Here is a 26,209-nt window from a genome sequence, read left to right as displayed (position 1 = left end):
GGCTGGTGGTGCGTCACTTGACGGCACCGCCGAGCGCACCCGCGGAGATGTAGCGCTGGGCAACGATGAGGAGCACGGCCGCCGGCAGCGAGGCGAGGACGGACGTGGCCATCACGGGCCCCCAGTCGGTGACGTTCGAACCGATGTAGTTGTAGATGCCGAGCGTGATCGGACGGACGGCGTCGGTGGAGGTCAGGGTGAGGGCGATGAGGAAGTCGCCCCACGCGCCGAGGAACGTGAACAGCGCAGCGGTGACGATGGCGTTCCGGCTGATCGGCAGCACGATCGAGACGAACGCCCGGAGGTCGTTCGCGCCGTCGACGAGCGCGGCCTCGACCAGGCTCGGCGGGATCGACTCCATGAACGCCCGCATGAGCAGGATCGCGAAGGGCACCTGCACGGCGCTGTCGGCGAGGATGAGCCCGACGTAGCTGTTGAGCAGTCCCACGTTGTTGAACAGGGTGTACAGGGCGTTCGCGATGACGATGCCCGGGATCATCTGCGTGATGAGCAGCACGAGCAGCAGTGTCCTCGTGCCGCGCATCCGGAAGCGGGCGAGTCCGTACGCCGCCGGGGTGGCGACCGCGAGCGTCAGGACGACGGTGCCGAGGCCGATGATCATGCTCGAGACGAAGTTCTGCCCCTGCTGGGAGAACGCCGCGCGGTAGCCGGCGAAGGTCGGGTTCCACGGGAACCAGGTCGCCGTCGCCGCACCCGAGGTGGCCTGGAGGCTCGTGTTCACCATCCAGTAGACGGGGAAGATCATGATCGCGAGGAACACGATGCCGAGGATCGTGAACGGGAGCTGACGCCCGGACCCACGCGGGCGGCGGGTGCGCTCGCCCCTCGACGTCGTGATCGCGCGGGTCGCGGTGACGGTCCTGCCTGCGAGTCCGACGCTCATTCGTCGACCGCCTTCCGGGAGATCGCGATGTAGATCATCGCGAAGACGAACGAGACGACGATGAGCACGTTGCTCACCGCGGCTCCGATGCCGAACTGGAAGTTGATGAACGACTGGTGGTAGGCGTTCGTGGCGAGCGTCTGGGTCGAGTTCGCCGGACCGCCACCGGTCAGGCCGAGGATGATGTCGACCACCTTCAGCGTGTAGACGACCCCGAGCACGATCACCACGCTGACGACCGACCGGATGCTCGGCCAGGTGATGTACCAGAAGGCCTTGAACCCGGTGGCGCCGTCGAGCGCGCCGGCCTCGTAGAGCTCCGGCGGCACGGACTGCAGGCCGCTGTAGAGGATCGTCGTGTTGAAGGGGATGCCGAGCCAGACGTTGACGCCGATGACCGCGATGAGCGCCAGGCTCGGGCTGACCAGCCAGGGGACCGGGCCGATGCCGACGACGCCGAGCAGCTGGTTGAGGGCACCGCTGTCCTGGTCGAGGAGCCACTTCCACACCGCGCTCGACGCGATGAGGGGGAGCAGCCACGGCAGGAGGAGCAGCCCGCGGAGGAAGCCCGACAGCGGGAAGTGCCGCCGGAAGAACAGTGCGAGGCCGAGGCCGAGCACGAACTGCAGCACGATCGAGCCAGCGGTGAACAGGGCGGTGTTGACGACGCTCGTCGTGAAGACGCTGCTCGAGAACACCGCGGCGTAGTTGGCGAAGCCCACCCAGGGGGCCTCGCCGGTGAAGAAGGTCTTGGTCGTGTAGTCCTGGAACGACATCAGGACGTTCTTGACGACCGGGTAGCCGAAGAAGACGGCGACGAACACCGCCGCCGGGACGACGAACAACCAACGGGTGAAGCCGGAGCGGAGCCGCGCGCGGCGCTGTCCGGGGCGGACGGGGGCCGCGGGCGTGGTCGCCCGGGGCCGGATCTGTGTCGAGGCGCTCATGTCAGGTCCTTTGCGTCTGGGGACGGGAGGAGCCGGTCGTGCGGACCGGCTCCTCCCGTTTCCGCTACTGGTTCTGTGACTGCGCCTGCTCGAGCGCCTGCTCGGGGTCGGCCTTGCCCGTCAGCGCGAGCTGGACGGCGGTGTAGATCTTCGTCGCGGCCTTGGGCCAGTCCGGGCCCAGCTCACCGGTGCGGGCGCGGGCGGTCTGCACGGTCGTGACGAACGACGCGACGTCCGCGTGGTCCTCCGCCCAGGCCTTGCCGACCTCGATGTTGGTCGGGACGTTGCCGCTGACGCCCGCGAGCACGGCCTGCATCTTGTCGCTGTTCAGGCACCCGACGAACTTGCCGGCGAGCTGCATCTTGTCCTTGTCCCCGGTCTGCGGGACGGTGAACGCCTCACCGCCGAGCGGGGCGACGGTCTCGGACCCGGTGCGCGTGGGGATCGGGACGCTGTCGAACTGCAGGTCCTTCGCCTTCTTCAGGGCCGGCAGCTGCCACGGGCCGTTGATCATCATCGCGGCCTTGCCGGCGATGAACTGGTTGTTGACGTCGGCCTGCGCCCAGTTGATCGAGCTCTTCGACAGGGACCCGTCGGCCTGCAGGTCCTGGACGAGCTGCAGGGCCTGTGCGGCCTCCGGGGTGGCGATGTCCTTCTCGTCGCCGCCGTTCGACCAGAAGAAGGGCAGGAACTGCCACGTGCCCTCGTACGTGTTGATGTTGCTCATCGCGAAGCCGTAGGTCGAGCCCTTGGTCAGCTTCTTCGCTGCGGCCTTGAGCTCGTCCCACGTCTTGGGCGGCTGGACGCCGGCGTCGGCGAGCAGCTTCTTGTTGTAGTACAGCGCGATCGAGTTCGTGTTCGGCTGCAGGCCGTAGAGCTTGCCCTCGAAGGTGTTCGCGCCCTTGACGCCGGGGACGTCGTCGTCCGCGTCGAGGCCGTAGTCCGCGAGGTCCGAGAGCGCGCCGGAAGCGGCGATCTGCTGCACGTCGGGGTTGTCGAGCATGAGCACGTCGGGCAGGGTGCGCGAGGACGCCTGCTGGAGCACCTTCGAGATCAGGCCGGCACCGGCGACGTGGTTGATCTTCACCGTGACGCCGACGTCCTTCGCGCACTGCTGGTACACGGGGTCGTAGTTCGCGTCGTAGTAGTCCTCGATCGTGAGGGTCTTGCCGCCGCCTCCGGACGACGAGGCGTTCCCGGAGCCGGAGCAACCGGCCAGGACGAGGGGGACCGTCGCGGCGACTGCCACGGCGCCGACGAGGGCGCGGGTCCTGCGGGACGTGGAGCGGGAACCAGGCTTCATTGCACTGCTCTTCTCTTCGCGGATGCGGGGAGGACGCGGTGCGACGACTCCACTGACGTCGTCGTCGCGGTGGTCCTGGGGCGAGAAGCTAACAGAAAAGCGCTTCACCTGTAAAGCGCTTTTCTCGACTCGTGCGAGGGCTATGCTCGTCTCGTCGCGGTCGACCCCGCGACCCGTCCGGCGAGCGACCGCGACGGTGCCCGACCGCCCCGGCGACGGTCCCGACCGCTCCAGGAGGCGTCATGGCCACGATGCAGCAGGTCGCCGACCGAGCGGGGGTGTCCATCGCGACCGTCTCGTTCGTCGTCAACGGCACGAAGTACGTCACGCCCGCGACGACCGCGAAGGTCACCGCGGCGATGCGTGAGCTCAAGTTCCGCGGCAACGTGGTCGCCCGGGCGCTCGCCAGCCGTCGCACCCGCATCGTCGCACTGCTCTTCCCGACCACCGGGAACCGGTTCAGCTCCACCACGTCCGACTTCTTCATGAGCGCTGCCGAGCGGGCGTCCGAGCGCGGGTACCACCTGGTGCTCTGGCCCGTGGACCCGGCTGGTGAGGACCTCGACGACCTCGTGTCCGGCGGGCTCGTCGACGGCGTCGTCCTGATGGAGGTCCGCATGGAGGACCCCCGTGTGGTGAAGCTGTCCGAGCTCGGGGTGCCCTTCACGCTCATCGGGCGCACGCGGGACAGCACGTCGCTGCCGTTCGTCGACATCGACTTCGAGACCACGATCGAGGACGGCCTCGACCACCTGCAGGGCCTGGGGCACCGCCGCTTCGGCCTCGTGCTCGAGAACCTCGACGGCACGCCGATGGCCGGGTACGCACCGCACCTCCGCGTCGAGGACACCTTCCGCCGTTCCGTCGCCGACCGCGGTCTCGCCGGGACGGTCGTGTACGCCGGTCCGGGCAGCGACGGCGGACGTGAGGCAGCCCGCGAGCTGCTCGACGCCGACCCGGCCGTCACCGCGGTGCTCGTCATGAAGGACGACTCGGCGGCCGGGCTCCTGGTCGGGCTCTACGCCGCCGGCCGCCGGGTCCCGGACGACGTGTCGGTGCTGAGCATCGCCTCCTCGGCCGCCGCGGGGGACCAACACCACCCGCGGCTCTCGGTGATGATCGCCCCCGGCCGGGAGCTCGGTGTCCGCGCGGCCGACGCCCTGATCGACCAGCTCGACGGTACCTCGGTGGACCTGCCGCACTTCCTGCTGCCCTGCGAGCTGCGCGAGGCCGACTCCACCGCACCGGCCCCCGCGCGCTGAGTAGGCGAGGCTCGCCTCTGCGGACACGTTCGCGGTGCGTACGCCGCGAAGGTGTCCGCCTGGCCGAGGCTCGCGGCCGAGCGTCGACCGCTGGTCGCGCGCCCACCCGCCGGACGGGAGGCGCATGGCGGGCGGGCGCCGCGCCTCCCGTCCGGAGCGCGCACCTGTGCGCGCACTCAGGGAGCATCGCCAGGGTGGGTGCACAGGATCGCCGGGCGCAGGGGCGCCCCACGTCGAGGAGGACGGATGGCAATCGACCGCAGGCTCTTCCTGCTCGGGGGCACGGGGGTGCTGCTGCTCGCCGGCTGCTCGACCCGGCCGGAGCGCACGACCGTCGAGGAGTGGCCGACCGACCCGCCCGAGGGTGACGTCACGATCAGCTGGTGGGCCGGGCAGGTCGCCTCGAAGGACGGTGGGGACCTCCGCCGCCGGCTCATCGCGGAGTTCCAGAAGGAGCACCCGAACATCCGCGTCCGGATCGTCAGTGCGCCGAGCGACACCGACACGAACCGGACGAGCCTGACGACCCAGATCGCCGCGGGCAGCCCCACCCCGGACGTGTACCTCGGCGACGTGGCGTGGCCCGGGCAGTTCGCGAAGAACAAGCTCGCGACGCCCGTCAACCAGCTCGTGGGGGAGGACTTCTTCGAGCAGTTCCCCGAGGGCCTCCGCCTGGCCGCCAGCGTCGACGGGACGTACTACATGTTCCCGCTCTACATCGACGAGTCGTTCTTCCTGTACCGGAAGGACCTGCTCGACAAGCACGGGTTCCAGGTGCCGCGGTCGTGGGAAGAGGTGAAGGACACCGCTGCGAAGCTCGTCGACACCGGGGACGTCGACTACGGCTTCGCGTTCCAGGGCGACGTCTACGAGGGCCTCACCTGCAACGTCACCGAGTTCGTCGCCGACGCCGGCGGGTCGCTGCTCAACGACGACCTGACGGCCCCCGCGACCACGAGCTCGGAGACGAAGCGCGCCTTCGAGTTCATGCGGTCGCTCGTCACCGACGGTGCCAGCCCCCGCGCGACGCTGACCTACCAGGAGCAGGACACGAACGACGCCTTCTCCGGCGGCCGCGCGGCCTTCCTGCGGAACTGGTCGTACGCGTGGGGCATCGCGAACGGCCCGGACTCGGCGGTCGCCGGCAAGGTCGGCCTCGCCGCCCGCCCGACCTTCGACGGCATGCAGGACAACCACTCGACGATCGGCGGGTGGGGGAACTACATCAACCCGCACACGCAGCAGCCCGCAGCGGCGCTGACCTTCGCGGCCTGGATGTCGAGCGAGACCGCGCAGCAGTTCCTCACCCGCGAGGGCGGGGTCCTGCCGGCCCGCAGCGCGAGCCTCGTCAGCCAGGACGCGAAGCGCCAACAGCGCCCGACCTACGACACCGCCGCGGGCATCACGCTGGTGCCCCGCCCGACCTCGACGGCGTACTACCCGAAGGTGTCGCAGGGCGTCTACCAGAACGGCAACAGCATCCTCGGCGGTCAGACCTCGGTCGACGGCGGCACGAACGCGATGGCCTCGGCGATCGCGCTGGCACTGACGGGCGACGCGCTGTGAGCGCCGGCACCGGGACACGGCCGTCGACGGGAGCCGTGCGGTCGGGAACGGGCCGGACGCCGGACACGGGTCGCCACGACGGGTACCGCCCGACGAGCGGACGGTCGCGCATGGAGCGTGTCCGCGCACGCGGCGCATGGGGCTTCGCGGCCCCGGCGCTGCTGGTCGTGGCGGCGGTCACGATCTTCCCGGTCGTGTACTCGATCGTCCTGAGCTTCGCGGACGTCGAGATCGGCTACGACGGGTTCAGCATCCAGGGCTTCGGTCTGGGCAACTACGCGGCCCTGCTGCAGAGTGCCGACTGGTACCGGGCGCTCGGCTTCACGGTGCTCTACACGGTGGTGACGGTGTCGGTCGAGCTCGTGCTCGGCATGCTCGTCGCCCTCGTGCTCGAGCGTCTCGGGGTCACCCGCGGGTGGATGCTCGCGCTGCTCCTCGTGCCGTGGTCGCTCGTGACCATCGTCAACGCCCAGCTGTGGAAGTACATCTACGACTCGACGTACGGGGTCGCGACGTGGTTCTTCGGCCTGTTCGGTGACGCCCCGGTGATCCTCGGCGAACCGGTCCCCGCGATCACGGGGCTCATGGTCGCCGACATCTGGAAGACGACGCCGTTCGTGGCGATCATCCTGCTCGCCGGCCTCGTGCAGATCTCCGAGGACCTGTACGAGGCGGCCGAGCTCGACGGGGCGAACGGGTGGCAGACGTTCTGGCGCGTCGTCGTCCCGCAGCTGACCCCGACCCTGACCATCGCGGTGCTGTTCCGTGTGCTGCAGGCGTTCGGCGTCTTCGACCTGCCGTTCGTGCTGACGAACGGCGGCCCGGGCACGACGACCCAGTCGCTCGCGATCATGGGCTACAAGGTGCTCTTCCAGGACATCAACATCGGCCCGGGCGCCGCGATCGCCACGAGCACCGCGGTCATCGTGGCCGTCGGCTGTCTGCTGTTCCTCCGGGCCTTCCGGAACCAGGCGAAGGGAGGGGATGCCTGATGCCCCGTCAACGTGTCCGCAAGGGCTGGCGGAAGTGGATCAACACCGTGAACGTCAGCGGTGTCGTCATCGCGGTGCTCACGGCGCTGCCGCTGTACTGGCTCGTGTCGACGTCGCTCAAGCCGTCGTCCGAGATCGCCCAGTCGCCGCCGACCGCGTTCCCGCAGGCCCTGACGTTCGACAACTTCGTGGTCGCCTTCCGCGACAACGCCCTCGGGCAGTACATGGTGAACAGCGTGGTCGTGTCCGTGTCGACGACGGTGATCGTGCTCGCGCTGTCGTTCCTCGCCGGTTACGCGCTCGCCGGCCGGTGGATCAAGGGCCGCACGGCGATCATGACCTCGCTGCTCATGCTCTCCGTGTTCCCGGCGATCGCCGTGCTGACGCCGCTGTACCTGCTCGAACGCAACCTCGGGCTGCTCAACTCGTACCCGGGGCTGATCGTGCCGTACGTCGCGTTCAACCTGCCCTTCGCCATCTGGATCATGCGCAACTACCTGCAGGGGATCCCCTCCACCATCGAGGAGGCCTCCGAGATCGACGGCGCCGGGGCCTGGCGCACCGTGCTGTCGGTGATCCTGCCGATGGCGAAGCCGGGTCTGTTCACGGTCGGGGTGTTCACCTTCACCGCGTCGTGGAGCGAGTTCCTCATGGCGCTGACGTTCAACAGCGAGAACTCGTTCCGGACGATCCCGGTCGGCATCGCCCTGTTCGGCACGCAGTTCACCGTGCCGTTCGCCCAGATCTTCGCGGCGAGCGTGGCCGCGACGATCCCGATCGTCATCCTCGTGCTGGTCTTCCGCCGGTCGATCGTCTCGGGCCTGACGTCCGGTGCGGTCAAGGGGTGACGACCGTGACGGGCCGACCGGCGAGGAGCCCGGCCCCGGACGGACGGGAGGCCCGTGGCGGATCCGCCACGGGCCTCCCGTCCGTCGCCGGTCACGAGACCGGGCGCGGTGTCGGTGACGTGCGTTGCCGGGTCACGCCGTCAGCGAGGTGCGTCGAACCAGCGTCAGCGACGTGCGTCGTGCTGTCGTCAGCGACGTGCGTCGTGCTGTCGTCAGCGACGTGCGTCGCGGGCGGTGTCGGTGAAGAAGTCGGCGTACAGGCCGTTCGCGTCCTGCAGCTCGCCGTACTTCCACCGCTTGCGCATCCGTCGGAACGTCTCGATGCGCACCGGGTCGATGCCCGGCTCGGACTGGTACGAACCCATGGTTCCTCCCCGTTTCCCTGTTGCACACCCCCGAGTGGGGGTACCCACCGACGACGGTACGGGCGAGCACCCCTCGCGTCCGGCAAGATAGGTCGAGAAGTGACCTAACTGCGCTTGATGGACAAATGCTCCGGGAGTGCCCTCGAGCGCCCGTAGCCTGCCGTCAGGGGGTCGGTGCGCCGTGCTCGAGCGCCTCGATCACCCGCTCGATCACGCGGACGTACCGCGCGCGTTCACGCTCGGAGAAGGAGGACAGGAGCTCGTGCAGATGCTCGTTCGTGCTGTCCATCGCCGCGGCGTAGGCACGTTGGGTCTCCGGCGTCAGCTCGATGAACCGGCTGCGGCCGTCGTCCGGGTTCGGCACGCGGCACAGGTGCCCGGCCCGCTCGAGGCGGTCGACCGTGCCGGTGACCGCGGGGCTCGTCAGGTCGAGGTGCGTCACCAGGTCCTTGACCCGGACCCGGCGGTCGGCTGCGGCAGCGCGCGCGACGAACTGCAGCACCGTCAGGTCCGCGCCGGAGACGGACAGGCGCTCGCGGAGCCGTCCCCGCAGGGCTCCCATCGCGGCCTCGAGCCGCGTCAGCGCTGCGGTCAGGTCGATCTCACTCACGTGGTCGCCCCCTCGGTGCGCATCGGTCGCCCGCGACACTACGCCGCGCCTACCCCAGAACCGTATCCGGATAACGAGAGCGATGGCGCGATGTGGACAGTCGGCCGTGAGCGAGGGCGACGTGGCTGACCCGTTGATCGAGGCCTTCGGCGCCGAGGAGACCATCGCACCGGTGCGGTTCGAGGTGTCCGGCACGCGACCGGAAGCCGCCGTCCACGACCTCGGCGGGATCTACGCGGGCGAACGCTGGAGTGCCGCGCCGTCGAACGGTCGGTTCGACTACCGCTACACCGCGATCGGTGACAGCGAGGTCACCATCCGTCGGTCGCAGATGCACGGCGAGATCCGCGGGTGGATGCCCGGTGGCGGGGACTACGTCGTCACGTGGATCAGTGCGGGGACGGGCGAGATCGAGATGCGCGGTGAGCGCTGGCCGATGGCGCACGACGTGCCCGTGCTGTTCCCCGCCGACGAGGAGTTCTCCTTCACGACCGCCGACTACGACCAGCGGCTCGTGCACTTCGACCGCGAGTTCGTCCGCCGCGTCGCCGCCACCCGGGGGCAGGGCGGCCGTGCACTCCGCATCGACCCGCGCCGCAGCGCCGCCGAGTCGGTCGAGCACCGCTGGCAGGGTGCCCTGACGGCGTTGTCCCGGGCGCTCCGGGTCGGCGGATCCGACTCGGACGCCTGGCAGGACGCGAAGGTCACCGCCGCCGAGGTCTTCCTCGACATGTTCCCCCCGCAGTCCGACGACCTGCCGGACGCGCTCTCCCAGCCGCGGAACGCACGGCTCCGCGCCGCGGTGGAGTACATCCACGCCCACGCGGCCGAGCCGGTGACGATCGTCGACCTGTCCCAGGCCGCCGGGCTGAGCGTGCGGTCGGTGCAGGAGTCGTTCCGGCGCGTGTTCGACCTGTCGCCGCTGACCTACCTGCGCCAGGTGCGACTCGACCGCGTCCACGAGGAGCTGCTCGAGGCCGGGCCGCAGGCCGGTGCCGTCGGTGACGTCGCTCGGCGGTGGGGCTTCGCGCACCTCGGGCGCTTCTCGGCGGCGTACGCAGAGCGGTTCGGCGAGTACCCGAAGCAGACGCTGCGGCGGTGACGCGCGCTGCGGCGCTGACGCGCGCTGCGGCGCTGACGTGCACTGTCGCGCGCTGACGCACGCTGACGCACGCGGAGCGCGGAGCGCGGTGGGCACGGGGCCGCCGCGCTGGTCAGGCGGGGGCCGGCCCCGTGCTGCGCCGGACGTGCAGCGTCGAGCGCAGCCGCACGTGGTCGCTCGTCGGCTCGCCGCGGAGCATCGCCATGAGCATCGCGACCGCCGCCGCGCCGAGGTCGGCCAGCGGCTGGGCCACGGTGGTGAGCGGCGGGGTGGTCGTGGACGCCTGCGGGACGTCGTCGAAGCCGACCACCGACAGGTCCTCGGGCACGCGGATCCCCAGTGCCTCGGCTGCGTGCAGCACGCCGATCGCCGAGGAGTCGTTCGCGGCGAACACGGCCGTCGGGCGGTCCGGCAGCGTCAGGAGCTCGTGCGCGACGGCGGCGGACCGCTCCTCCTGGTAGTCACCGGCCCGCACGAGACGCTCGTCCACCGTGATGCCGGCAGCGGCGAGGGCGTCGCGGTAGCCGGCCTCGCGCAGTTGCGACGACGCGAGGTCGCCGCGCCCCTGCACGTGCGCGATGCGGGTGTGACCGAGCCCGAGCAGGTGCTCCACGGCGTCGCGAGCGCCGGCGGCGTTGTCCGTGTCGACGGTGGCGTGTCCCTCGGGACCGGTGTGCGGGTCGATCGCGACGACGGGGATCGATGCGCCGGACAGAGCTGCCGAGGGGGTCACGACGATCGCGCCGTCGATGAGCGTGCCGGAGAGCCGTGACAGCGAGCGGCGTTCCCAGCCCGGTCGACCGGTGCCCGCCTCGAGGCCGGCGTAGGCCAGCAGTTCGTACCCGGTGCCGGTCGTCGCGGCGGACACACCGCGCAGGAGCTCGGTCGAGAACGGTTCGAACTCCGGCACCAGGATCCCGATCACGTTCGTGCGCGAGCTCCGCAGGCTCCGTGCCACGAGCGACGTCTCGTAGCCCAGGCGCTCGACGACCTCCTGCACGCGGAGCATCGTGGCGGGAGCGACCCCGTCGCGGTTGTTGACCACCTTGGACACGGTCGGGATCGAGACGCCGGCGGCCCGCGCGACGTCCGCGATCGTGACCCGCCCCGGTCCGGGCAGGTGGTCGACGGCGGTCTCCATGTGCACACCGTACCGCCGTGTCCGGTTCCGACCGGTGCCGACATCACGGTTAGAAAACGTTATCGATAACGATTGACAAGCCGCGGGAGCACCTGGCACGCTCTCCGCAGCGGCAGTGACTGCCGCCAGTCAACGACGACACCGAGGAGTTCCACGATGACGAGGAAGATCCGCGCCGCGGCAGCCATCGCGCTGGTCGGGGCCACCGCTCTCACGCTGGCGGGCTGTTCCGCCGGCGGCAGCGACCCGTCCAGCGACGGCGGGAAGGTCACGATGACCTTCTGGCACAACTCGACCACCGGCCCGGGCAAGGCGTACTGGGACGACACGGTCAAGGCGTTCGAGCAGAAGTACCCGAACGTCACGATCAAGGTCCAGGCGATCCAGAACGAGGACCTCGACGGCAAGCTCCAGACCGCGCTGAACTCCGGCGACGGCCCGGACGTCTTCCTGCAGCGGGGTGGCGGCAAGATGGACGCGATGATCGCGGCCGGTCAGCTGATGGACATCTCCGACTCGATCAGCGACGACGCGAAGCAGTCGATCAGCAAGGGCACCTTCGCCGGCTACGAGAAGGACGGCAAGACCTACGCGATGCCGGGCGCCGTGCTCCCCGAGGGCATCTGGTACTCGAAGGACCTGTTCGAGCAGGCCGGCATCGAGGGCACCCCGGCCACGATGGACGAGCTGAACGAGGACATCGCCAAGCTCAAGGCCAAGGACATCGACCCGGTCGCCGTCGGCGCGAAGGACGCGTGGCCCGCCGCGCACTGGTACTACAACTTCGCACTCCGCGAGTGCAGCGAGAAGACGCTGAACGACGCGGCGAAGACGCTCAAGTTCGACGACGCGTGCTGGACCAAGGCCGGCCAGCAGCTCGAGGACTTCAACGCGACGAAGCCCTTCAACCAGGGCTTCCTCACCACCGCCGCGCAGCAGGGCGCCGGTAGCTCGGCCGGACTCCTGGCGAACCACAAGGCAGCCATGGAGCTCATGGGTGCCTGGAACCCCGGCGTGATCGCGTCGCTCACCCCGGACGCGAAGCCGCTCGGGGACCTGGGCTGGTTCCCGTTCCCGGCCGTGGACGGCGGCAAGGGTGACCCGAAGTCGATGATGGGCGGTGTCGACGGGAACTCCTGCTCGGCGCAGGCTCCGAAGAAGGCGTGCACCGACTTCCTCAACTTCATCGTGCAGAAGGACAACCAGGAGGCCTACTACAAGGCCTTCAACGCCATCCCGGTCAACAAGGACGCCCAGTCGGTCGTCCAGGAGGAGTACCTGAAGACGGCCCTCGCCGCCTACCAGGACGCCCCGTTCGTCTCCCAGTACCTCGACACCCTGTACGGCCAGAACGTCGGCAACGCGCTGAACACCAGCGTCGTCGACCTGCTCGCCGGCAAGGGCAGCGCGAAGGACATCGTCGAGACCACCAACCAGGCCGCGGCCAAGGGCTGACGATGGCGCTCGACACCTCCCTCGGCACGACCCCGACGAAGGCGTCGGGCACGGCTCCCGGGACGTCCCCGGCGGGGAGCGGTACGCCGCTCCCCGCCGCGAGGCGGACCGCCAAGCGCGTCGCCGACTGGCGCAAGCGCGTCGAGATCGCGGTCCTCGCCGGCCCCGCGGTCATCGTCTTCGTCACGTTCGTGATCCTGCCCGTGGCGCTCGCCGCCTACTACGGCTTCTACAAGTGGCAGGGCTACGGGCCGCCGACGAACTTCGTCGGCCTGCAGAACTACCTGATCATCTTCCAGGACAAGGCGTTCCACTCGGTCCTGATGCACAACGGCTTCATCGTCGTGATGTCGCTCGTCCTGCAGGGGCCGATCGCCATCGTGGTCGCCCTGCTGCTCAACCAGAAGATGCGCGGCCGCGGCCTCGTCCGCGTGCTCGTCTTCGTGCCGTACGTGATCTCCGAGGTCATCGTGGGCACCGGGTGGAGCCTCATGCTCCAGTCGAACGGCGCGGTCAACGACCTGTTCCAGGGCATCGGTCTCGGCGGGCTCCGCCAGGACTGGCTGTCCAACCCGGACATCGCCATCTGGAGCCTGCTCGCGATCATCTCGTGGAAGTACATCGGCTTCGCGGTGATCCTGTTCCTGGCCGGTCTGCAGAGCATCCCCGAGGAGCTCTTCGAGGCAGCGGCGATCGACGGCGCGAGCTACTGGCAGATCCAGCGCCGCATCACGCTCCCGCTCCTCGGCCCGACCATCCGCATCTGGGCGTTCCTGTCGATCATCGGGTCGCTCCAGCTGTTCGACCTCGTCTACATCATCTGGGGCCAGTACATCTCGTCGACCGCGGGCACCTCGACCATGGCGACGTACATGGTCGCCAACGGCCGCACCTCGGGCAACTTCGGGTTCGGCAGCGCCGTCGCCGTCGTCATGTTCCTGATCTCGCTCGCGGTCGCCCTGGTCTACCAGCACTTCGTGCTCCGTCGGGACACCGCGGGTGCACTCACCGAGAGGAAGCACTGATGGCGATCACGAGTGCCACCACCAACCTCGTCGCCCCGGGCCGTCGTGGCCGGCGTGCACGCAGCTCGAAGGCCGCCCTCGGCCAGGCGAGCCCGCTGACCTACGTCGTCGCGGTCCTGTTCGTCGCCGCGAACCTCGCCCCGGTGCTGTACATCGTGCTGGGCGGGTTCCGGACCAACTCGCAGATCACGACGAGCCCCGCCGGCCTGCCCGCACCGTTCCAGTTCGGCAACTACGGCGCCGTGCTCTCGAGCGGCATCTTCTGGCAGCAGCTCGGCAACTCGACGATCAGCGCGGTCACGACCACGCTCGGCGTCGTCGTGCTCGGCCTGATGGTGAGCTTCGTGCTCGCCCGCTACTCCTTCAAGGGCCGCGGCGCCGTCTACGCCCTGTTCGCAGCGGGCCTGATGTTCCCGATCACGGTGGCCATCACCCCGCTGTACCTGCTCGTGAAGGACCTCGGTCTCACGAACAGCCTGGCCGGCGTGATCCTGCCGCAGATCGCCTTCGCCCTGCCGACGACGGTCATCATCCTGGTGCCGTTCCTGCGGGCGATCCCGGACGAGCTCGAGGAGGCGGCGTCGATCGACGGCGCGAGCCGGCTCGGCTTCTTCTTCCGGATGATCGTCCCGCTGTCGCTGCCCGGCGTGGTGACCGTCGGCATCCTCGCGTTCATCGGCAGCTGGAACAGCTACATCCTGCCGCTGTTCATCCTCAACAACGAGGCCGCCTACACGCTGCCCCTCGGTGTCCAGGCGTTCTCGTCGCAGTACTCGGTCGACACCGCCAAGGTCCTCGCCTTCACGTCGATGTCGATGATCCCGGCGCTGGTGTTCTTCACGATCTTCCAGAAGCGCATCGTCGGCGGCCTGACCGGGGCGGTGAAGGGGTGACCACGCTCGACCACACCGTCACCACCGACGGCCAGGAGACACGCGGCACGTCCGCACCGCCGCCCACCACCGCCACCGCTGACGGACGGGAGGGACGTGGCGGCACCGCCACGGGTCTCCCGTCCGACCCGGGGCACGTGACGGACGCGACCGCGTCCGACCGCGTCACCGCACTCCTGGCCGCGATGACGCTCGAGGAGAAGACGGCGCAGCTCGTCGGCTACTGGCTCGACCAGAACGGCGTCGTCGCGCCGATGCAGGGCGAGATGGCCGCCGCGCAGGACGGCGGCACGCTCGCCGACGTCACGCGGCACGGCCTCGGGCAGTACACCCGCGTCTACGGCACCCGTCCCGTCGAACCCGACGAGCGTGCCGCCTGGCTGTGGGCGGAGCAGCGGCGCCTGAAGCGCGAGACCCGTCTCGGGATCCCGGCGCTCGTGCACGAGGAGTGCCTGACCGGGCTCGCCGCGTGGAAGGCGGCCACCTTCCCGACCCCGCTCGCCTGGGGTGCCTCCTTCGACCCGGAGCTCGTCGAGCAGGTCGGCGCGGCGATCGGCCGCTCGATGCGCGAGCTCGGCGTCCACCAGGGCCTCGCCCCGGTGCTCGACGTCGTCCGCGACCCGCGGTGGGGGCGCGTCGACGAGTGCATCGGCGAGGACCCGTACCTCGTCGGCACGGTCGGCACCGCCTACGTCCGCGGCGTGCAGAGCGCCGGGGTCGACGCGACGCTGAAGCACTTCCTCGGCTACTCCGCCTCGCAGGCCGGCCGGAACCACGCGCCGGTGCACGCCGGGCCGCGCGAGGTCGCGGACGTGTTCCTGCCGCCCTTCGAGATGGCCCTGCTCGACGGTGGAGCGCGGAGCGTCATGAACTCGTACGCCGAGGTCGACGGCGTCCCCGTCGCGGCGGACCCCGCGCTGCTGACCGACCTGCTCCGCGACCGTCTCGGTTTCGACGGCACGGTCGTCGCGGACTACTTCTCCGTCGCGTTCCTCGAGGTGATGCACGGCGTCGCCCGTGACCGGGGTGAAGCGGCGGCGATGGCCCTCGAAGCCGGCATCGACGTCGAGCTGCCCACCGGTGACGCCTACCTGGCGCCGCTCGTCGAGCGGGTCCGCAGCGGACTCGTGGACGAGGCCCTCGTCGACCGGGCCGTGCTCCGCGTGCTCCGGCAGAAGGAGCGCCTCGGGCTGCTCGACCTGGACGCGTTCGAGGACGAGCCGCCGACCGGTGTGGACCTCGACTCGCCGGAGCACCGTGCGCTGGCGCGGCGGCTCGCGGCGGAGTCGCTCGTGCTGCTGTCGAACGACGGGGTGCTGCCCCTCGGCGCAGCACCCGACGGCGCAGCCGCTGCCGGTTCCCCGACCCCGGGCGCCGTCCTGCAGGGCCCCATCGCGGTGATCGGCCCGAACGCCCACCGCGCCAAGGCCCTGCAGGGCTGCTACTCCTTCGCGAACCACGTGCTCGCGACCCACCCCGGACTCCCGCTCGGGTTCGCCATCCCGACCGTGCTCGAGGCCCTGCAGGACGCCGTCGGCGGCGACGGCGTGCGGTACGCCCGCGGCGCCGACGTCGAGGGGGACGACCGCTCCGGGTTCGCCGAGGCGGTCGCGACCGCACAGGACGCCGCCGTCGCGGTGGTCGTCGTCGGTGACCAGGCCGGGCTCTTCGGCCGCGGCACCGTCGGCGAGGGCAACGACTCCGAGTCGCTCGACCTGCCGGGCGTGCAGCGCGAGCTCGTCGAGGCCGTCGTCGCCACCGGCACCCCGACCGTGGTGGTGCTGCTGACCGGTCGGCCGTACGCGATTGGATGGGCGCTCGACGGCGACCAGCCGAAGCCGTCGGCCGTCGTGCAGGCCTTCTTCCCGGGGGAGGAGGGCGGTCCTGCCATCGCCGACGTGCTCACCGGTGCCGTCGCACCGTCCGGACGACTGCCGGTCTCGCTGCCGCGGTCGGCGGGGGCGCAGCCGTACTCCTACCTGCACCCCCGGCTGGGCGGCCCGTCGGACGTCACGGCCACCGACTCGACCCCGGTGCGGCCGTTCGGCTTCGGGTTGACCTACACGTCGTTCGCGTACGAGGACCTCGTCGTCGACGACACGGTCGCCACCGACGGCGCCGTGCACGCGACGGTGACGGTCCGCAACACCGGAGCGCGCGACGGGGCCGAGGTCGTGCAGCTCTACGGGCACGTCCGGCACGCCTCGGTGACGCGGCCGGTCGCGCAGCTGCTCGGCTACGCGCGCGTCGAGGTCGGGGCGGGGGAGTCCGTCAGGGTGCGGTTCGACGTTCCCGCGCAGCGGTTCGCCTTCACCGACCGGGCGATGCGCAAGGTCGTCGAGCCCGGGGACGTCGAGGTGTGGGTCGCGTCCGACGCGTCGGCGTCACGACCGGGAGGCGCGCTGGACACCGGCGGGATCGTCGCCTCCGGGGACGGCCCGGTCCGGCACGAGGTGCCCGGCTCGTCGACGCCGCGTGCCGTCGTCCGGGTGGTCGGACCGGTGCACCCGGTCGGCACGGCCGACCGTCGGACGGTCGGCTGGACGGTCGTCTGACCGATCGGCACCGCCGCGGAGCGCCCGGTTCAGGGGCGCTCCGCGGCGGTGCCGGACCGTCTCGGTGGTCGCTCGGCACGCAGCCGGTACGGTGGAGCGGTCCCCGTCGGACCGCGTCGCGCTGTGCCACCACGCAGCGGGCGGTCCCGGCGGATCAGGGGAGGACGGGACCGATGAGCACGGGTGACCAGGCACGGGTGCGCGGTGCGCTCGTCGCTGCCCTCGACGTCGTCGACGCCCCGCCCGCGGAGCGCTTCGAACGCATCGTCCGGGTCGCGCGCGAGGTCTTCGACGTGCCGCTCTCCTACGTCAACGTGCTCGACGAGGACCTGCTGCACACCCTCACCCCGAACGTGCCCGACGAGATCACCTCGGGGCCGATCGGGTGGTCGTTCTGCCAGCTCACGATCCAGCAGACCGAGCCGACCGTGATCGGCGACACCACGGCCGACCCCCGGACCGCCGACCTGCCCGGCGTGACGAACCGGGGCATCCGGTTCTACGCGGGTGTCCCGCTCACCATCGCCGGCGGCGAACCCGTCGGGACGCTCTGCCTGATGGACACGAGCCCGCGCGACTTCTCCCCGCAGGACACCGCTGCGCTCATCGACCTCGGGCGCTGGGCCGAACGGGCGCTCGGGCAGGGGCTCCACCACGACCGGTTGCTCGAGGTCGCCGGTGCCCTCGCGCCGACCGCCCTGACGCTGGACGGGTACCACGTCGCAGGGATCACCGTGCCGTACGGGGACCTCAGCGGCGACCTGCACGACTGGTCCGTCGTGGACGGCGCGCTCGTGCTCACGCTCGCCGACGTCATGGGCAAGGAACAACCGGCGGCGCTGCTCGCCGCGGGCATCCGTTCGGCGCTCCGGCAGCACCGGTCGCTCGACCCTGCGGCCGCGGTGGCGGCGGCGGAGCCCACCCTCGGCGAGGACCTGGTCCGGGCCAGCGCCTTCGCGACGCTCTTCCACGCACGACTGCGCCCCGCGACCGGCGTGGTCGAGGTCGTCGACGCCGGGCACGGTCTCGCGGTGCACGTGCCCGCCGACGGACCGCCGCGCACGCTCCGGTCGCACGGGCTCCCGCTCGGGCTGCACCACGAGGGCGCCACGCGGACCGCGACGTCGTTCACGTTGGGGCCAGGGGACGCCCTCGTGGTCGCGAGCGACGGGGCACTCGACCTCGGTGACGGCACGATCGACACCCTGCTCGACCTGGCGAGCACCCTCGGCCGGGCCCGGGACGTCGACGCGTTCCTCGAGACGGTCCGGCTCCGCGCTGCAGAGCGAGCCGAGGACGATGTCACCGTGGTCGTCCTGACGCGCTCCTCGCCCTGACCCACTCGTCGCACTGACGGACCGCGACGACGCCGGTCACGCCCCCACGACGACCCCCACGACGAGCCAGCACGTGAGCAGGCCGGAGAGGCAGGCCACGAGCGCCGGCAGGAGTCCGACGCCCCCGGTGACGAGCGCGACCCAGCCGACGCCGCGCCCGGACCGCCACCCGAGCAGGACCCCGCGGTACCCGAGCAGGACGACGGCGACCGCGACCGGCAGGGCCGAGATGCCGACGAGCCCGACGACGAAGTCGGCTCGTGCCACAGGGGTCGGCGGGTCCGCCAGGGCATCGCGGGGCAGCCCGACCGTGGCCGCCCGGTCGGCGGCGACGGCAGCGTCCGAGCCGTGGAGGCAGACCGCGAACGCGCCGATCCACAGGACGACGAGTGCCAGGCCGACCCAGCCGGCGCGGCTCGTGCCCGTGCGGTCACGCGTGGGGAACGGGCCCTGCCGGAACCAGAGGTCGTCGGTCACAGCAGTCGACGGACCGCGGTCACGGGCGGTACTCGCGGCGGCCCTCCGGCGGGTCGAGCGGCAGCTGCCTCGGCCACGGGCGACCGCCGATGCCGGCCAGTGCACCCGTCACCGCCCGCGTGACGACGCTGACGGTCGTGGCGAACCACCCACGCCCCCGCGGGTCCTCGAACGCGTCGTCCCCGTACGGCCGGTCGTCCCCGACGTGCCCCATGGTGCCCCCTGCCCGTGTGCGTGCTCCGCAGGCTACACCGCACCCCGCCGCGACGGGGCAGCCGGGAACGGCCACGTGCCGGGGACACCCCGGGAGCCTGAGTAGCGTGGCACCCCTCACCCAGTGAAGGAGCAGGACATGTCCGACGCCGACGACACCCGCGACACCACCAACGACCCCGAGGGCACCGAGAAGCCCGACGGCCTCGGCGAGGACGGCACGGTCCCCGCCCACCCGGAGGGCGTCGCCGCCGGCTTCACCGGCGACGAGTCGCACTTCAACCAGGAGGAGGACGACCCGGCGGAGTAGCCGGCTCGACCCCCTGACGGACGGGAGGCACGTGGCGACCCCGCCACGTGCCTCCCGTCCGTCGTCCGGCCGCCGCGTCGGCACCGTCACCGGTCCGCGGGTCGGTACCGTGTCCGGCATGGCCCGCTTCACGCCCCCCGCTGCCGACGCGATGCGCGCGACCCTCCTCGCCGCCGCACGCGACGAGTTCACCGCCCACGGTCTGGCCGGGGCGCGCGTCGAGCGGCTGGCCGCCGCGGCTGGCAGCAACAAGGCACAGGTATTCCACTACTTCGGGGGGAAGGACGGGCTGTTCGACGCCCTCCTCGTCCACGAGGTCACGTCCGTGCTCACGGCGGTCCCGCTCGACACCGCGGACCTTGCTGGCTGGGCCGGACGGCTGCACGACGTCACCGTCGAACGGCCGTGGGTGCAGCGCCTGGCGACCTGGCACCGCCTCGAACGGCCGGAGGTCCCGGTCGAGACGCTCGCCGAGCAACACGCCGACGTCGTCGCCGAGGTGGAGCGTGCGCAGCGCGCCGACGTGCTGCCGCGACGTTTCCGACCCGCCGTCCTGTTCGGGCTCGTCGTGCACACGGCGGTGTTCTGGAGCGCGCTCCCGCCGGAGGCCGCCGGCAGCGTCGCGGCGGTCACCGCACCGCGCCGCCGTCAGGTCGTGGTCGACGCCGTCGGGGCGCTGCTCGGGCGCTGACCGCGCCACCGCTCCGCCGGTCGCTGGAGCGTGGCGGAGGGGCGCTCGCCGAAGGCCGCGGCGTAGGTGCCCGCGAAGCGGCCGAGGTGGGCGAAGCCCCAGGTCCGCGCGACCTCGGCGACCGTGGTCGATGCGGGGTCGCCCTCGGTCAGCGCCGCCCGCACCCGGTGCAGGCGTACGTCGCGCAGGAACTGCATCGGGCTCGATGCACCTGCCCGGTGGAACGCGGCCTGCAGCCCACGTGCGCTGAGACCGGTCGCGCGGCAGACGTCGGCGGTCGTGAGCGGTCGGTGCGCGTTGGCGGCGATCCACTCCTGCGCGACACGGACGGAACCGCGTCCGGCCGCGGCGAGGCCCGAGGGCGGCGTGACGTCGAACGCCTCGAGCACCGCCTGCGCGACCCGGCGCTGCTGCAGGGAGCGGGCGGCAGCGTCGGCGGACGGGTCCCAGAGCGTCGTCGCCGCGCTCGCGATCGTCCGGCGGAGCGGGGGCAGGGCAGCCGGGTCGGCCGTGCTGCGCATGTCGAGCGGTCCGGGCAGGTCTGCGCGCACCGCGGCACCGAGGGACTCGAGGAACGCGCCGTCGAAGCGGATGACGTGCTGGACCGCGGGCGCGGCGTCGAACCGGAACTCCCGCCCGGCCGGGTACATCACGGGGACGTGCGGCTGCATCCTGATCGGGTCACGGCGGTCCGGGTCGAGCACCATGCCCGGGCCGGTCGCCCAGGCCAGGACGTACTGCCGACCTGGGTTGATCCGGCCCCAGCGGTGCGCGGCCACGGCCGACGTCGCGATCAGTACCTCGTCGTCGCCGACGGCGCGGTAGCGGTAGGTGAACCCGTCCTCGACGGCCCGGCCGATGTTGATGTCGTGGCTGCTGTACACGCCCTCGAACAGTTCGACGGCGTCGTCCACCACGGCGCCGTGGTGCTCGGTCGCGGTCGTGGGTCTGGCGGGAGTGCGCATGCAGCGGCCAGTCTGCGCCCTGTGGTGGGGAGACATCGGCGCAGTGCGCGTTGCGGCGCTCCACGCGCGCGACGAGCCCGACCCGTCAGCGGACGTGCGGCCAGTCGGTCGAGAGGTAGGCCTCGACCGCCCGGTTGCGGAACGAGTAGGGCTTCCCCCGGACGATGATCCCGCGCACGGTGTCCAGCCGCTGGGAGAACGGACCCACCTGGGTCGCGGAGGGCACGCCCATCCGCTCGGCGATCGTGGTCAGCGTGCGGAGCGCGGGCGGCAGGGCCGCCATCGCCTCCACGAACTCGCGTTCCCGCTGCGGGAGCCGGTTGAGGATCCGTTCGACGTGGGCCGAGGCCTCGCCTTCAGCCCCTTGCCATCCGCGTCGTACGTCGTCCTCCTCCACCACGGGAGCCGTGCCGGCGTTCCATGCCCGCTGCCCGGCGAGCTGGAAGAGGAACGGTTCACCGCAGCAGAGGGCGATCAACGCGCGGACCGCGTCGGGCGTCATGCGGACCGTCTCGGTCGCGCCGTCCGCCGTCGGGGTCTCCCAGCCGTCGATCACGAAGGGTTGCAGGGCCTGCGCGAGGTCGTCCTCGTCGATCGCGGCGAGTGTGATCGTCCGGAAGCGTCGGGCGAAGGTCGCACCCTTGCGCGCTCCCGCCATGTCCTCGAAGTCGGGCAGCCCGGTGAGGTAGACCGCGATCGGGAGGTACCGCTCGACGACCACGCCGCCGGGTGCGACGACGTCGACCTGGTGTGCGAGGGCGTCACCGAGCGCGATGAGCAGCTGGGAGAGGGCCGCCTCGTCCGAGATGTTCTGCACCTCGTCGATGTGGATGAGCACGACGGCGTCCTGCTCGATCGCCGCGAGTCCGATCTCGACGAGGAGTTCGAAGAGGCTGGTGAACGGCTCCGGTCCGTCCTGCTCCCGGAGCTTCACGGAGAAGCCGGTCACCGCGAGCTGCTCGACTCGTGCGAGGAGGTCGAGCACGGCTTGCCGCGCGGTCGCTCGCAGGCCGGCGGTGTCCGCGAGCCGCAGGACCGCCGACGCGACGAGACGGAGCGGGTCCGCGCCGGCGGGCATGCGCAGTTGCGGCGTCACCCAGTCACCGGCGTCCGCGGCCAGGCGGGCGATCCGTCGGACGAGGCTCGACTTCCCGGTCCCGGGTTCCCCGAGGATCGTACGACCGGTCTCGTAGAGGCCGGCGTGCCGTCTCGGACGCAGGACGTCGCGCCAGTCACTGAGCTGCTCCACACGGCCCGCCCACACGTCGGGGACGACATCGGATCCGGGCTGGAACGGGTTCGTCACGGGAGAGCGCACGGTGTTAAGTTTATCAAGACGCACTCGTCCTCGTTAAACTTAACGACGTGCGGGGAGAGGGTGGCGTCAGCGTCGAGCGAGGCGCTCCGCGAGGAACGCCGCCTGCCGCTCCCAGTGCCGGTACCCGCCGCCCTCGTGGCCGTTGTACGGGTAGACCTCGATGTGCTTGTCGGCGGAGCCGAGGGCGTTGTACGCCGCGAAGGTCGTCCGCGGTGGCACGACCTCGTCCATGAGCGCGACCGAGAACAGCGCCGGCGCGGTGATGCGTGCGGCGTGGTTGACCCCGTCGAAGTACGCGGCGGTGTCCCACACGGTGTCCGCGGCGTCGCGGTGCACGGCGAGGTACCGCACGAGCTCTTGGTAGGGATCGCTGACGGCGACGTCAGCTCCGTGCTCCCAGTCGCACAGGAACGCCACGTCCGGCATCACGGCGACGACGGGTCCGACGTGCGCCTCGACGAGGGCGGCCGCCGCGATCGCGATGCCGCCGCCCTGGCTGCCGCCGGTCAGTGCGAGCCGGTCGGCGTCCACACCGGGGAGCGTCCGGACGGCGTCGACGAGCCGGACCGCGTCCGTGAACACCCGGCGGTAGTAGTGGTCGGCGGGGGAGTCGATGCCGCTCGTCATCCAGCCGGCGATGTGCGGCCCGGAGCCGTGCGGGTCCGGGGTGTCGCCGCCGCCCCACCCGCTGCCCTGCCCGCGGGTGTCCATGACGACGTGCACGTACCCGGCGAGGGCCCACGCGACCCGCTCGCCCGGACCCGACCGGCCACCGTTGTAGCCGAGGAACTCGACCACGACGGGCAGGTCGCCCTGCGCGCCGGCCGGCCGTGAGACCCACGCGCGGACCGGGTCACCGGCGAAGCCCGGGACGGTCAGGTCCTGCACGTCGAGCGCGGTGACCGGGGTCACGGCGGGTGTCAGGACGGGGGCGGTGCCCGCGCCGGCCGCCCGCGCGTCGGCGACCGTGTCCGCCCAGAACGCGTCGAGGTCGTCGGGCTGCCGGACCGTCGGGCGGTAGGTGCGGAGCTGGTCGAGGGGCAGGTCGGTCAGGGGCATGGGGAGTCCTCGGTGGTGGTGGGTCGTTCCGGGTGTACCGAGACGGATCGGGCGTACCTGGTCCGGTGTTCCGACCAGGTACGCCCGATTCCATCAGGTCCGCGGGGGTAGCGGTGCTCCGCGCGTCAGCGCGTGGCGTGTGCGCGGTACTGCTCGAGCACCTCGGGGTGCGGGTCCGCGGGCACGACCGTGGCCGAGACCTCCCACGACGGCAGGCGCCCGTCGAGCACCCACGCGGCCTGCCGAGCGGCACCCGCGGCGACGTACTCGCCCGGCTCCGGGATCGACACGTCGCGGCTGAACACTTGCGCGGCCACCGCCCGGACGGCCTCGTTCCGTGCGGCCCCGCCGATGAGCAGCAGCCGCTCCACGGTGACGCCGGTGTCCTCGACCGCGGCGAGCCCGTCGGCGAGGGCGCAGAGCATGCCCTCGACGGCGGCGCGGGCGAGGTGCGCCCGGTCCGTCGTCGCGGGCGTCATGCCCACGAGCGAGGCGGTCGCGTCGGGCCGGTTCGGCGTGCGCTCACCGACGAAGTACGGCACGAGCACGAGCCCGTCCGCGCCCGCCGGCGCCTGCAGCGCGAGCTCGCCGAGCTCGCCGTGGTCGACACCGAGCAGGCCGCCGATCACCTCGAGCACGCGGGCCGCGTTGAGCGTGGTGACGATCGGGAGGCGCGACCCGGTCCCGTCGGCGAAGCCCGCCACGGTCCCGCTCGGGTCCGTCACCTCGGTGTCGGTGACCCCGAAGACCGTGCCGCTCGTACCGAGGGACACCGCGACGTCACCCGGGCCGAGCCCGAGGCCGAGCGCTGCCCCGGCGTTGTCGCCGAGCCCCGGCCCGACGACGAGACCGGCGCGTGCGACACCGCCGCCGACCAGCGGGACGTCGACGTCGAGCGTGCCCATGGCCTCGTCCGGTGCGACGACCCGCGGCACCACGACCGCGTCGTCGTCCCCGGTCTGCGCGGGACGCATCGGCTTGCCGAGCGCGGCCTCGAACAGCTCGGGGTCGTACTCCCGGCGCACCGGGTCCCAGTAGCCGGTGCCGCTGGCGTCCGAGCCGTCGGTCGCCAGGGCGTCGAGGTCCGGGCCGAGCGGGCTCTCGTCCGCCGGGCCGTACCCGCGCAGCCGCCACGACAGCCAGTCGTGGGGGAGCGCGACCGCGGCGACGCGCGCCGCGTTCTCCGGCTCGGCGTCGCGGAGCCACCGCAGCTTGGTGCCGGTGAACGACGCCACCGGGACCAGACCCGTGCGGGCGACCCATGCCTCCCGGCCGAGCTCCTCGACCATCTGCGCGGCCGCGTCGGCGCTGCGGACGTCGTTCCAGAGGAGCGCGTCGCGGACCACGCGACCGTCGGCGTCGAGCGCGACCATGCCGTGCTGCTGCCCGGCGATCGCGACGGCGGTGACGTCGTCGAACCCGCCGGCGTCCGCGATCGCGGTGCTGAGCGCGTCCCACCAGTGGCGGGGGTCGACGGACGTGCCGTCCGGGTGGGTCGCACGACCCTCCCGGACGACCGCACCGGTGCCGGCGTCACGGATGGTGACCTTGCAGGACTGGGTCGACGAGTCGACCCCGGCGACGAGACGACGCTCGCCGGCGGACTCAGCCACGAGCGCCCATGAGGTGCTCGATCGCGAGCTGCTGCAGGCGCACGAAGCCGAAGCCCTTGCCGCCGAAGTACGCGTCGGCGTCGAAGTCCTCGTACGCCGAGCGGTCGGCGAGGAAGTCGTCGTACGACTCGCCGCTGTTCAGCGTCGGCGTCGAGAGCTCGTCGACCTTGGCGGCGGACAGGGCCTCCTGCACCTCCGGGTCGGCGCGGAAGGCCTGCGCACGCTCCTTGAGCAGCAGGTACATGCGCATGTTCGCCTTCGCCGAGTCCCAGACGCCGGTGATGTCCTCGGTGCGGCTCGGCTTGTAGTCGAAGTGACGGGGGCCGTCGTACGCCTGGCCGCCCTGCGGGGCGCCGTGCTCGAGCAGGTCGACGAGCGAGAACGCGTTCTGCAGGTCACCGTGGCCGAAGACCAGGTCCTGGTCGTACTTGATGCCGCGCTGGCCGTTGAGGTCGATGTGGAAGAGCTTGCCCTGGTAGAGCGCCTGGGCGATGCCGGCGGTGAAGTTCAGGCCCGCCATCTGCTCGTGGCCGACCTCGGGGTTGATGCCGAACAGCTCCGGACGCTCGAGCGTCTCGGTGAAGGCGATCGCGTGACCGAGGGTCGGCAGGAGGATGTCGCCGCGGGGCTCGTTCGGCTTCGGCTCGATGGCGAAGCGGATGTCGTAGCCCTTGTCGGTGACGTACTGGGCGAGCAGGTTGACGGCCTCGCGGTAGCGCTCGAGCGCGGCCTGCACGTCCTTGGCGGAGTCGTACTCCGAGCCCTCGCGGCCGCCCCACATGACGAACGTCTTCGCGCCGAGCTCGGCGGCGAGGTCGACGTTGCGCAGCACCTTGCGGAGCGCGAAGCGACGGACGTTCCGGTCGTTCGAGGTGAAGCCGCCGTCCTTGAAGACCGGCGCCGAGAACAGGTTCGTCGTGACCATCGGCACGATGATCCCGGTGGAGTCGAGCGCGCCCTTGAGGCGGTCGATCTGCGTCTGGCGCTCGGCGTCGGTCGAGCCGAACGCGAACAGGTCGTCGTCGTGGAAGGTCAGGCCGTAGGCACCGAGCTCGTCGAGCTTCTCGACCGCCTCGACCACGTCCAGCGCGGGACGGGTGGGGCCGCCGAACGGGTCGGACCCGTTGTAGCCGATGGTCCAGAGACCGAAGGAGAACTTGTCGTCGCGGGTGGGCGTCGTTGCCATGGTGGATCACCGTTCGTCGTCGAAACAAAATGTTGCCGCGCCCAACATAAGCGGTAGGGTGGATCGTGGCAA

Annotated in this window: 25 protein-coding genes; 12 read left to right on the top strand and 13 right to left on the bottom strand. The window is 71.4% G+C overall.

Going from position 1 to position 26,209, the window contains the following annotated elements; all coding sequences use genetic code 11:
- Positions 1 to 13 precede the first annotated feature (13 nt).
- The 3 genes from QUG93_RS06155 to QUG93_RS06145 form a co-directional block, all read right to left on the bottom strand.
- A complete protein-coding gene (locus QUG93_RS06155; protein WP_289473030.1) occupies positions 14 to 904 on the bottom strand; it encodes a carbohydrate ABC transporter permease in 891 nt (296 codons plus the stop codon).
- Entirely contained in the window at positions 901 to 1,851 is a 951-nt protein-coding gene (locus QUG93_RS06150) for a carbohydrate ABC transporter permease (protein ID WP_289473029.1), read from the bottom strand. The genes QUG93_RS06155 and QUG93_RS06150 overlap by 4 nt, the downstream gene beginning before the upstream one ends.
- A 64-nt stretch (positions 1,852 to 1,915) precedes the next feature.
- Positions 1,916 to 3,154 (bottom strand): sugar ABC transporter substrate-binding protein, encoded by a 1,239-nt coding sequence (locus QUG93_RS06145; protein ID WP_289473028.1) that lies wholly within the window; start codon positions 3,152 to 3,154, stop codon positions 1,916 to 1,918.
- A 242-nt stretch (positions 3,155 to 3,396) separates the two neighbouring features.
- Here QUG93_RS06145 and QUG93_RS06140 point away from each other — a divergent pair, with 242 nt between their 5' ends.
- The 4 genes from QUG93_RS06140 (at position 3,397) to QUG93_RS06125 (ending at position 7,822) form a co-directional block, all read left to right on the top strand.
- Entirely contained in the window at positions 3,397 to 4,416 is a 1,020-nt protein-coding gene (locus QUG93_RS06140) for a LacI family DNA-binding transcriptional regulator (RefSeq protein ID WP_289473027.1), read from the top strand.
- Positions 4,417 to 4,662: 246 nt separating this feature from the next.
- Positions 4,663 to 5,982: an ABC transporter substrate-binding protein gene (locus QUG93_RS06135; RefSeq protein WP_289473026.1), complete on the top strand. Its 1,320-nt coding sequence runs from the start codon at positions 4,663 to 4,665 to the stop codon at positions 5,980 to 5,982.
- 110 nt (positions 5,983 to 6,092) lie between these two features.
- Positions 6,093 to 6,974, top strand: coding sequence for a carbohydrate ABC transporter permease (locus tag QUG93_RS06130; RefSeq protein WP_289473025.1), 882 nt, complete (start codon positions 6,093 to 6,095; stop codon positions 6,972 to 6,974).
- A complete protein-coding gene (locus tag QUG93_RS06125; RefSeq protein ID WP_289473024.1) occupies positions 6,974 to 7,822 on the top strand; it encodes a carbohydrate ABC transporter permease in 849 nt (282 codons plus the stop codon). The genes QUG93_RS06130 and QUG93_RS06125 overlap by 1 nt, the downstream gene beginning before the upstream one ends.
- Positions 7,823 to 8,034: 212 nt before the next feature.
- Here QUG93_RS06125 and QUG93_RS06120 read toward each other — a convergent pair whose 3' ends face one another.
- Together QUG93_RS06120 and QUG93_RS06115 are read right to left on the bottom strand one after the other, a co-directional pair.
- Positions 8,035 to 8,187, bottom strand: a complete 153-nt coding sequence (locus QUG93_RS06120; protein ID WP_158407728.1) for a hypothetical protein — start codon at positions 8,185 to 8,187, stop codon at positions 8,035 to 8,037.
- A 163-nt stretch (positions 8,188 to 8,350) separates the two neighbouring features.
- The gene (locus tag QUG93_RS06115) at positions 8,351 to 8,797 is read right to left on the bottom strand and encodes a MarR family winged helix-turn-helix transcriptional regulator (RefSeq protein ID WP_289473023.1); all 447 of its coding nucleotides are present in this window, start codon (positions 8,795 to 8,797) and stop codon (positions 8,351 to 8,353) included.
- Between the two features lie 121 nt (positions 8,798 to 8,918).
- On the opposite strand from QUG93_RS06115, the gene QUG93_RS06110 reads away from it, so the two are divergent.
- Positions 8,919 to 9,899, top strand: coding sequence for an AraC family transcriptional regulator (locus QUG93_RS06110; protein ID WP_289473022.1), 981 nt, complete (start codon positions 8,919 to 8,921; stop codon positions 9,897 to 9,899).
- A gap of 112 nt (positions 9,900 to 10,011) precedes the next feature.
- Here QUG93_RS06110 and QUG93_RS06105 read toward each other — a convergent pair whose 3' ends face one another.
- On the bottom strand, positions 10,012 to 11,040 hold the full coding sequence (locus tag QUG93_RS06105; RefSeq protein WP_289473021.1) for a LacI family DNA-binding transcriptional regulator: 1,029 nt from the start codon (positions 11,038 to 11,040) through the stop codon (positions 10,012 to 10,014).
- A gap of 156 nt (positions 11,041 to 11,196) precedes the next feature.
- On the opposite strand from QUG93_RS06105, the gene QUG93_RS06100 reads away from it, so the two are divergent.
- From QUG93_RS06100 to QUG93_RS06080, 5 genes are all read left to right on the top strand, one after another.
- The gene (locus QUG93_RS06100; RefSeq protein WP_289473020.1) at positions 11,197 to 12,495 is read left to right on the top strand and encodes an ABC transporter substrate-binding protein; all 1,299 of its coding nucleotides are present in this window, start codon (positions 11,197 to 11,199) and stop codon (positions 12,493 to 12,495) included.
- A gap of 2 nt (positions 12,496 to 12,497) precedes the next feature.
- The gene (locus QUG93_RS06095; protein WP_289473019.1) at positions 12,498 to 13,520 is read left to right on the top strand and encodes a carbohydrate ABC transporter permease; all 1,023 of its coding nucleotides are present in this window, start codon (positions 12,498 to 12,500) and stop codon (positions 13,518 to 13,520) included.
- Positions 13,520 to 14,413, top strand: a complete 894-nt coding sequence (locus QUG93_RS06090; protein WP_289473018.1) for a carbohydrate ABC transporter permease — start codon at positions 13,520 to 13,522, stop codon at positions 14,411 to 14,413. The genes QUG93_RS06095 and QUG93_RS06090 overlap by 1 nt, the downstream gene beginning before the upstream one ends.
- A 185-nt stretch (positions 14,414 to 14,598) precedes the next feature.
- On the top strand, positions 14,599 to 16,968 hold the full coding sequence (locus tag QUG93_RS06085; protein WP_434533086.1) for a beta-xylosidase/alpha-l-arabinosidase: 2,370 nt from the start codon (positions 14,599 to 14,601) through the stop codon (positions 16,966 to 16,968).
- Between the two features lie 173 nt (positions 16,969 to 17,141).
- Positions 17,142 to 18,305, top strand: a complete 1,164-nt coding sequence (locus QUG93_RS06080; protein WP_289473017.1) for a PP2C family protein-serine/threonine phosphatase — start codon at positions 17,142 to 17,144, stop codon at positions 18,303 to 18,305.
- A gap of 36 nt (positions 18,306 to 18,341) precedes the next feature.
- On the opposite strand, the gene QUG93_RS06075 is transcribed toward QUG93_RS06080, so the two are convergent.
- Both QUG93_RS06075 and QUG93_RS06070 read right to left on the bottom strand, forming a co-directional pair.
- Positions 18,342 to 18,782 carry a hypothetical protein gene (locus QUG93_RS06075; RefSeq protein ID WP_289473016.1) on the bottom strand — a complete coding sequence of 147 codons (441 nt, stop codon included), beginning with the start codon at positions 18,780 to 18,782 and terminating at the stop codon, positions 18,342 to 18,344.
- 19 nt (positions 18,783 to 18,801) lie between these two features.
- Positions 18,802 to 18,996: a hypothetical protein gene (locus QUG93_RS06070; RefSeq protein ID WP_289473015.1), complete on the bottom strand. Its 195-nt coding sequence runs from the start codon at positions 18,994 to 18,996 to the stop codon at positions 18,802 to 18,804.
- 138 nt (positions 18,997 to 19,134) lie between these two features.
- Here QUG93_RS06070 and QUG93_RS06065 point away from each other — a divergent pair, with 138 nt between their 5' ends.
- Positions 19,135 to 19,305, top strand: coding sequence for a hypothetical protein (locus QUG93_RS06065; RefSeq protein WP_289473014.1), 171 nt, complete (start codon positions 19,135 to 19,137; stop codon positions 19,303 to 19,305).
- A gap of 118 nt (positions 19,306 to 19,423) precedes the next feature.
- Positions 19,424 to 19,996 carry a TetR/AcrR family transcriptional regulator gene (locus QUG93_RS06060; protein WP_289473013.1) on the top strand — a complete coding sequence of 191 codons (573 nt, stop codon included), beginning with the start codon at positions 19,424 to 19,426 and terminating at the stop codon, positions 19,994 to 19,996.
- On the opposite strand, the gene QUG93_RS06055 is transcribed toward QUG93_RS06060, so the two are convergent.
- The 5 genes from QUG93_RS06055 to xylA form a co-directional block, all read right to left on the bottom strand.
- Positions 19,954 to 20,961 carry a helix-turn-helix domain-containing protein gene (locus QUG93_RS06055; protein ID WP_289473012.1) on the bottom strand — a complete coding sequence of 336 codons (1,008 nt, stop codon included), beginning with the start codon at positions 20,959 to 20,961 and terminating at the stop codon, positions 19,954 to 19,956. The two genes, QUG93_RS06060 and QUG93_RS06055, sit on opposite strands and share 43 nt — an antisense overlap.
- A gap of 85 nt (positions 20,962 to 21,046) precedes the next feature.
- The gene (locus QUG93_RS06050; RefSeq protein WP_289473011.1) at positions 21,047 to 22,279 is read right to left on the bottom strand and encodes an ATP-binding protein; all 1,233 of its coding nucleotides are present in this window, start codon (positions 22,277 to 22,279) and stop codon (positions 21,047 to 21,049) included.
- A 66-nt stretch (positions 22,280 to 22,345) separates the two neighbouring features.
- Complete coding sequence (locus tag QUG93_RS06045) at positions 22,346 to 23,338, bottom strand: acetylxylan esterase (RefSeq protein ID WP_289473010.1); 993 nt, start codon at positions 23,336 to 23,338, stop codon at positions 22,346 to 22,348.
- A gap of 125 nt (positions 23,339 to 23,463) precedes the next feature.
- Positions 23,464 to 24,951, bottom strand: a complete 1,488-nt coding sequence (locus QUG93_RS06040; RefSeq protein ID WP_289473009.1) for an FGGY family carbohydrate kinase — start codon at positions 24,949 to 24,951, stop codon at positions 23,464 to 23,466.
- Positions 24,944 to 26,137: a xylose isomerase gene (gene xylA, locus QUG93_RS06035; RefSeq protein ID WP_289473008.1), complete on the bottom strand. Its 1,194-nt coding sequence runs from the start codon at positions 26,135 to 26,137 to the stop codon at positions 24,944 to 24,946. The genes QUG93_RS06040 and xylA overlap by 8 nt, the downstream gene beginning before the upstream one ends.
- Positions 26,138 to 26,209: the final 72 nt, after the last annotated feature.

Origin of the sequence: Curtobacterium caseinilyticum (genome assembly GCF_030363035.1) — a bacterium.
Classification (GTDB): domain Bacteria; phylum Actinomycetota; class Actinomycetes; order Actinomycetales; family Microbacteriaceae; genus Curtobacterium; species Curtobacterium caseinilyticum.
Note: the sequence above shows the minus strand (reverse complement) of the source record. Positions and strands in the feature narration are given on the sequence as shown.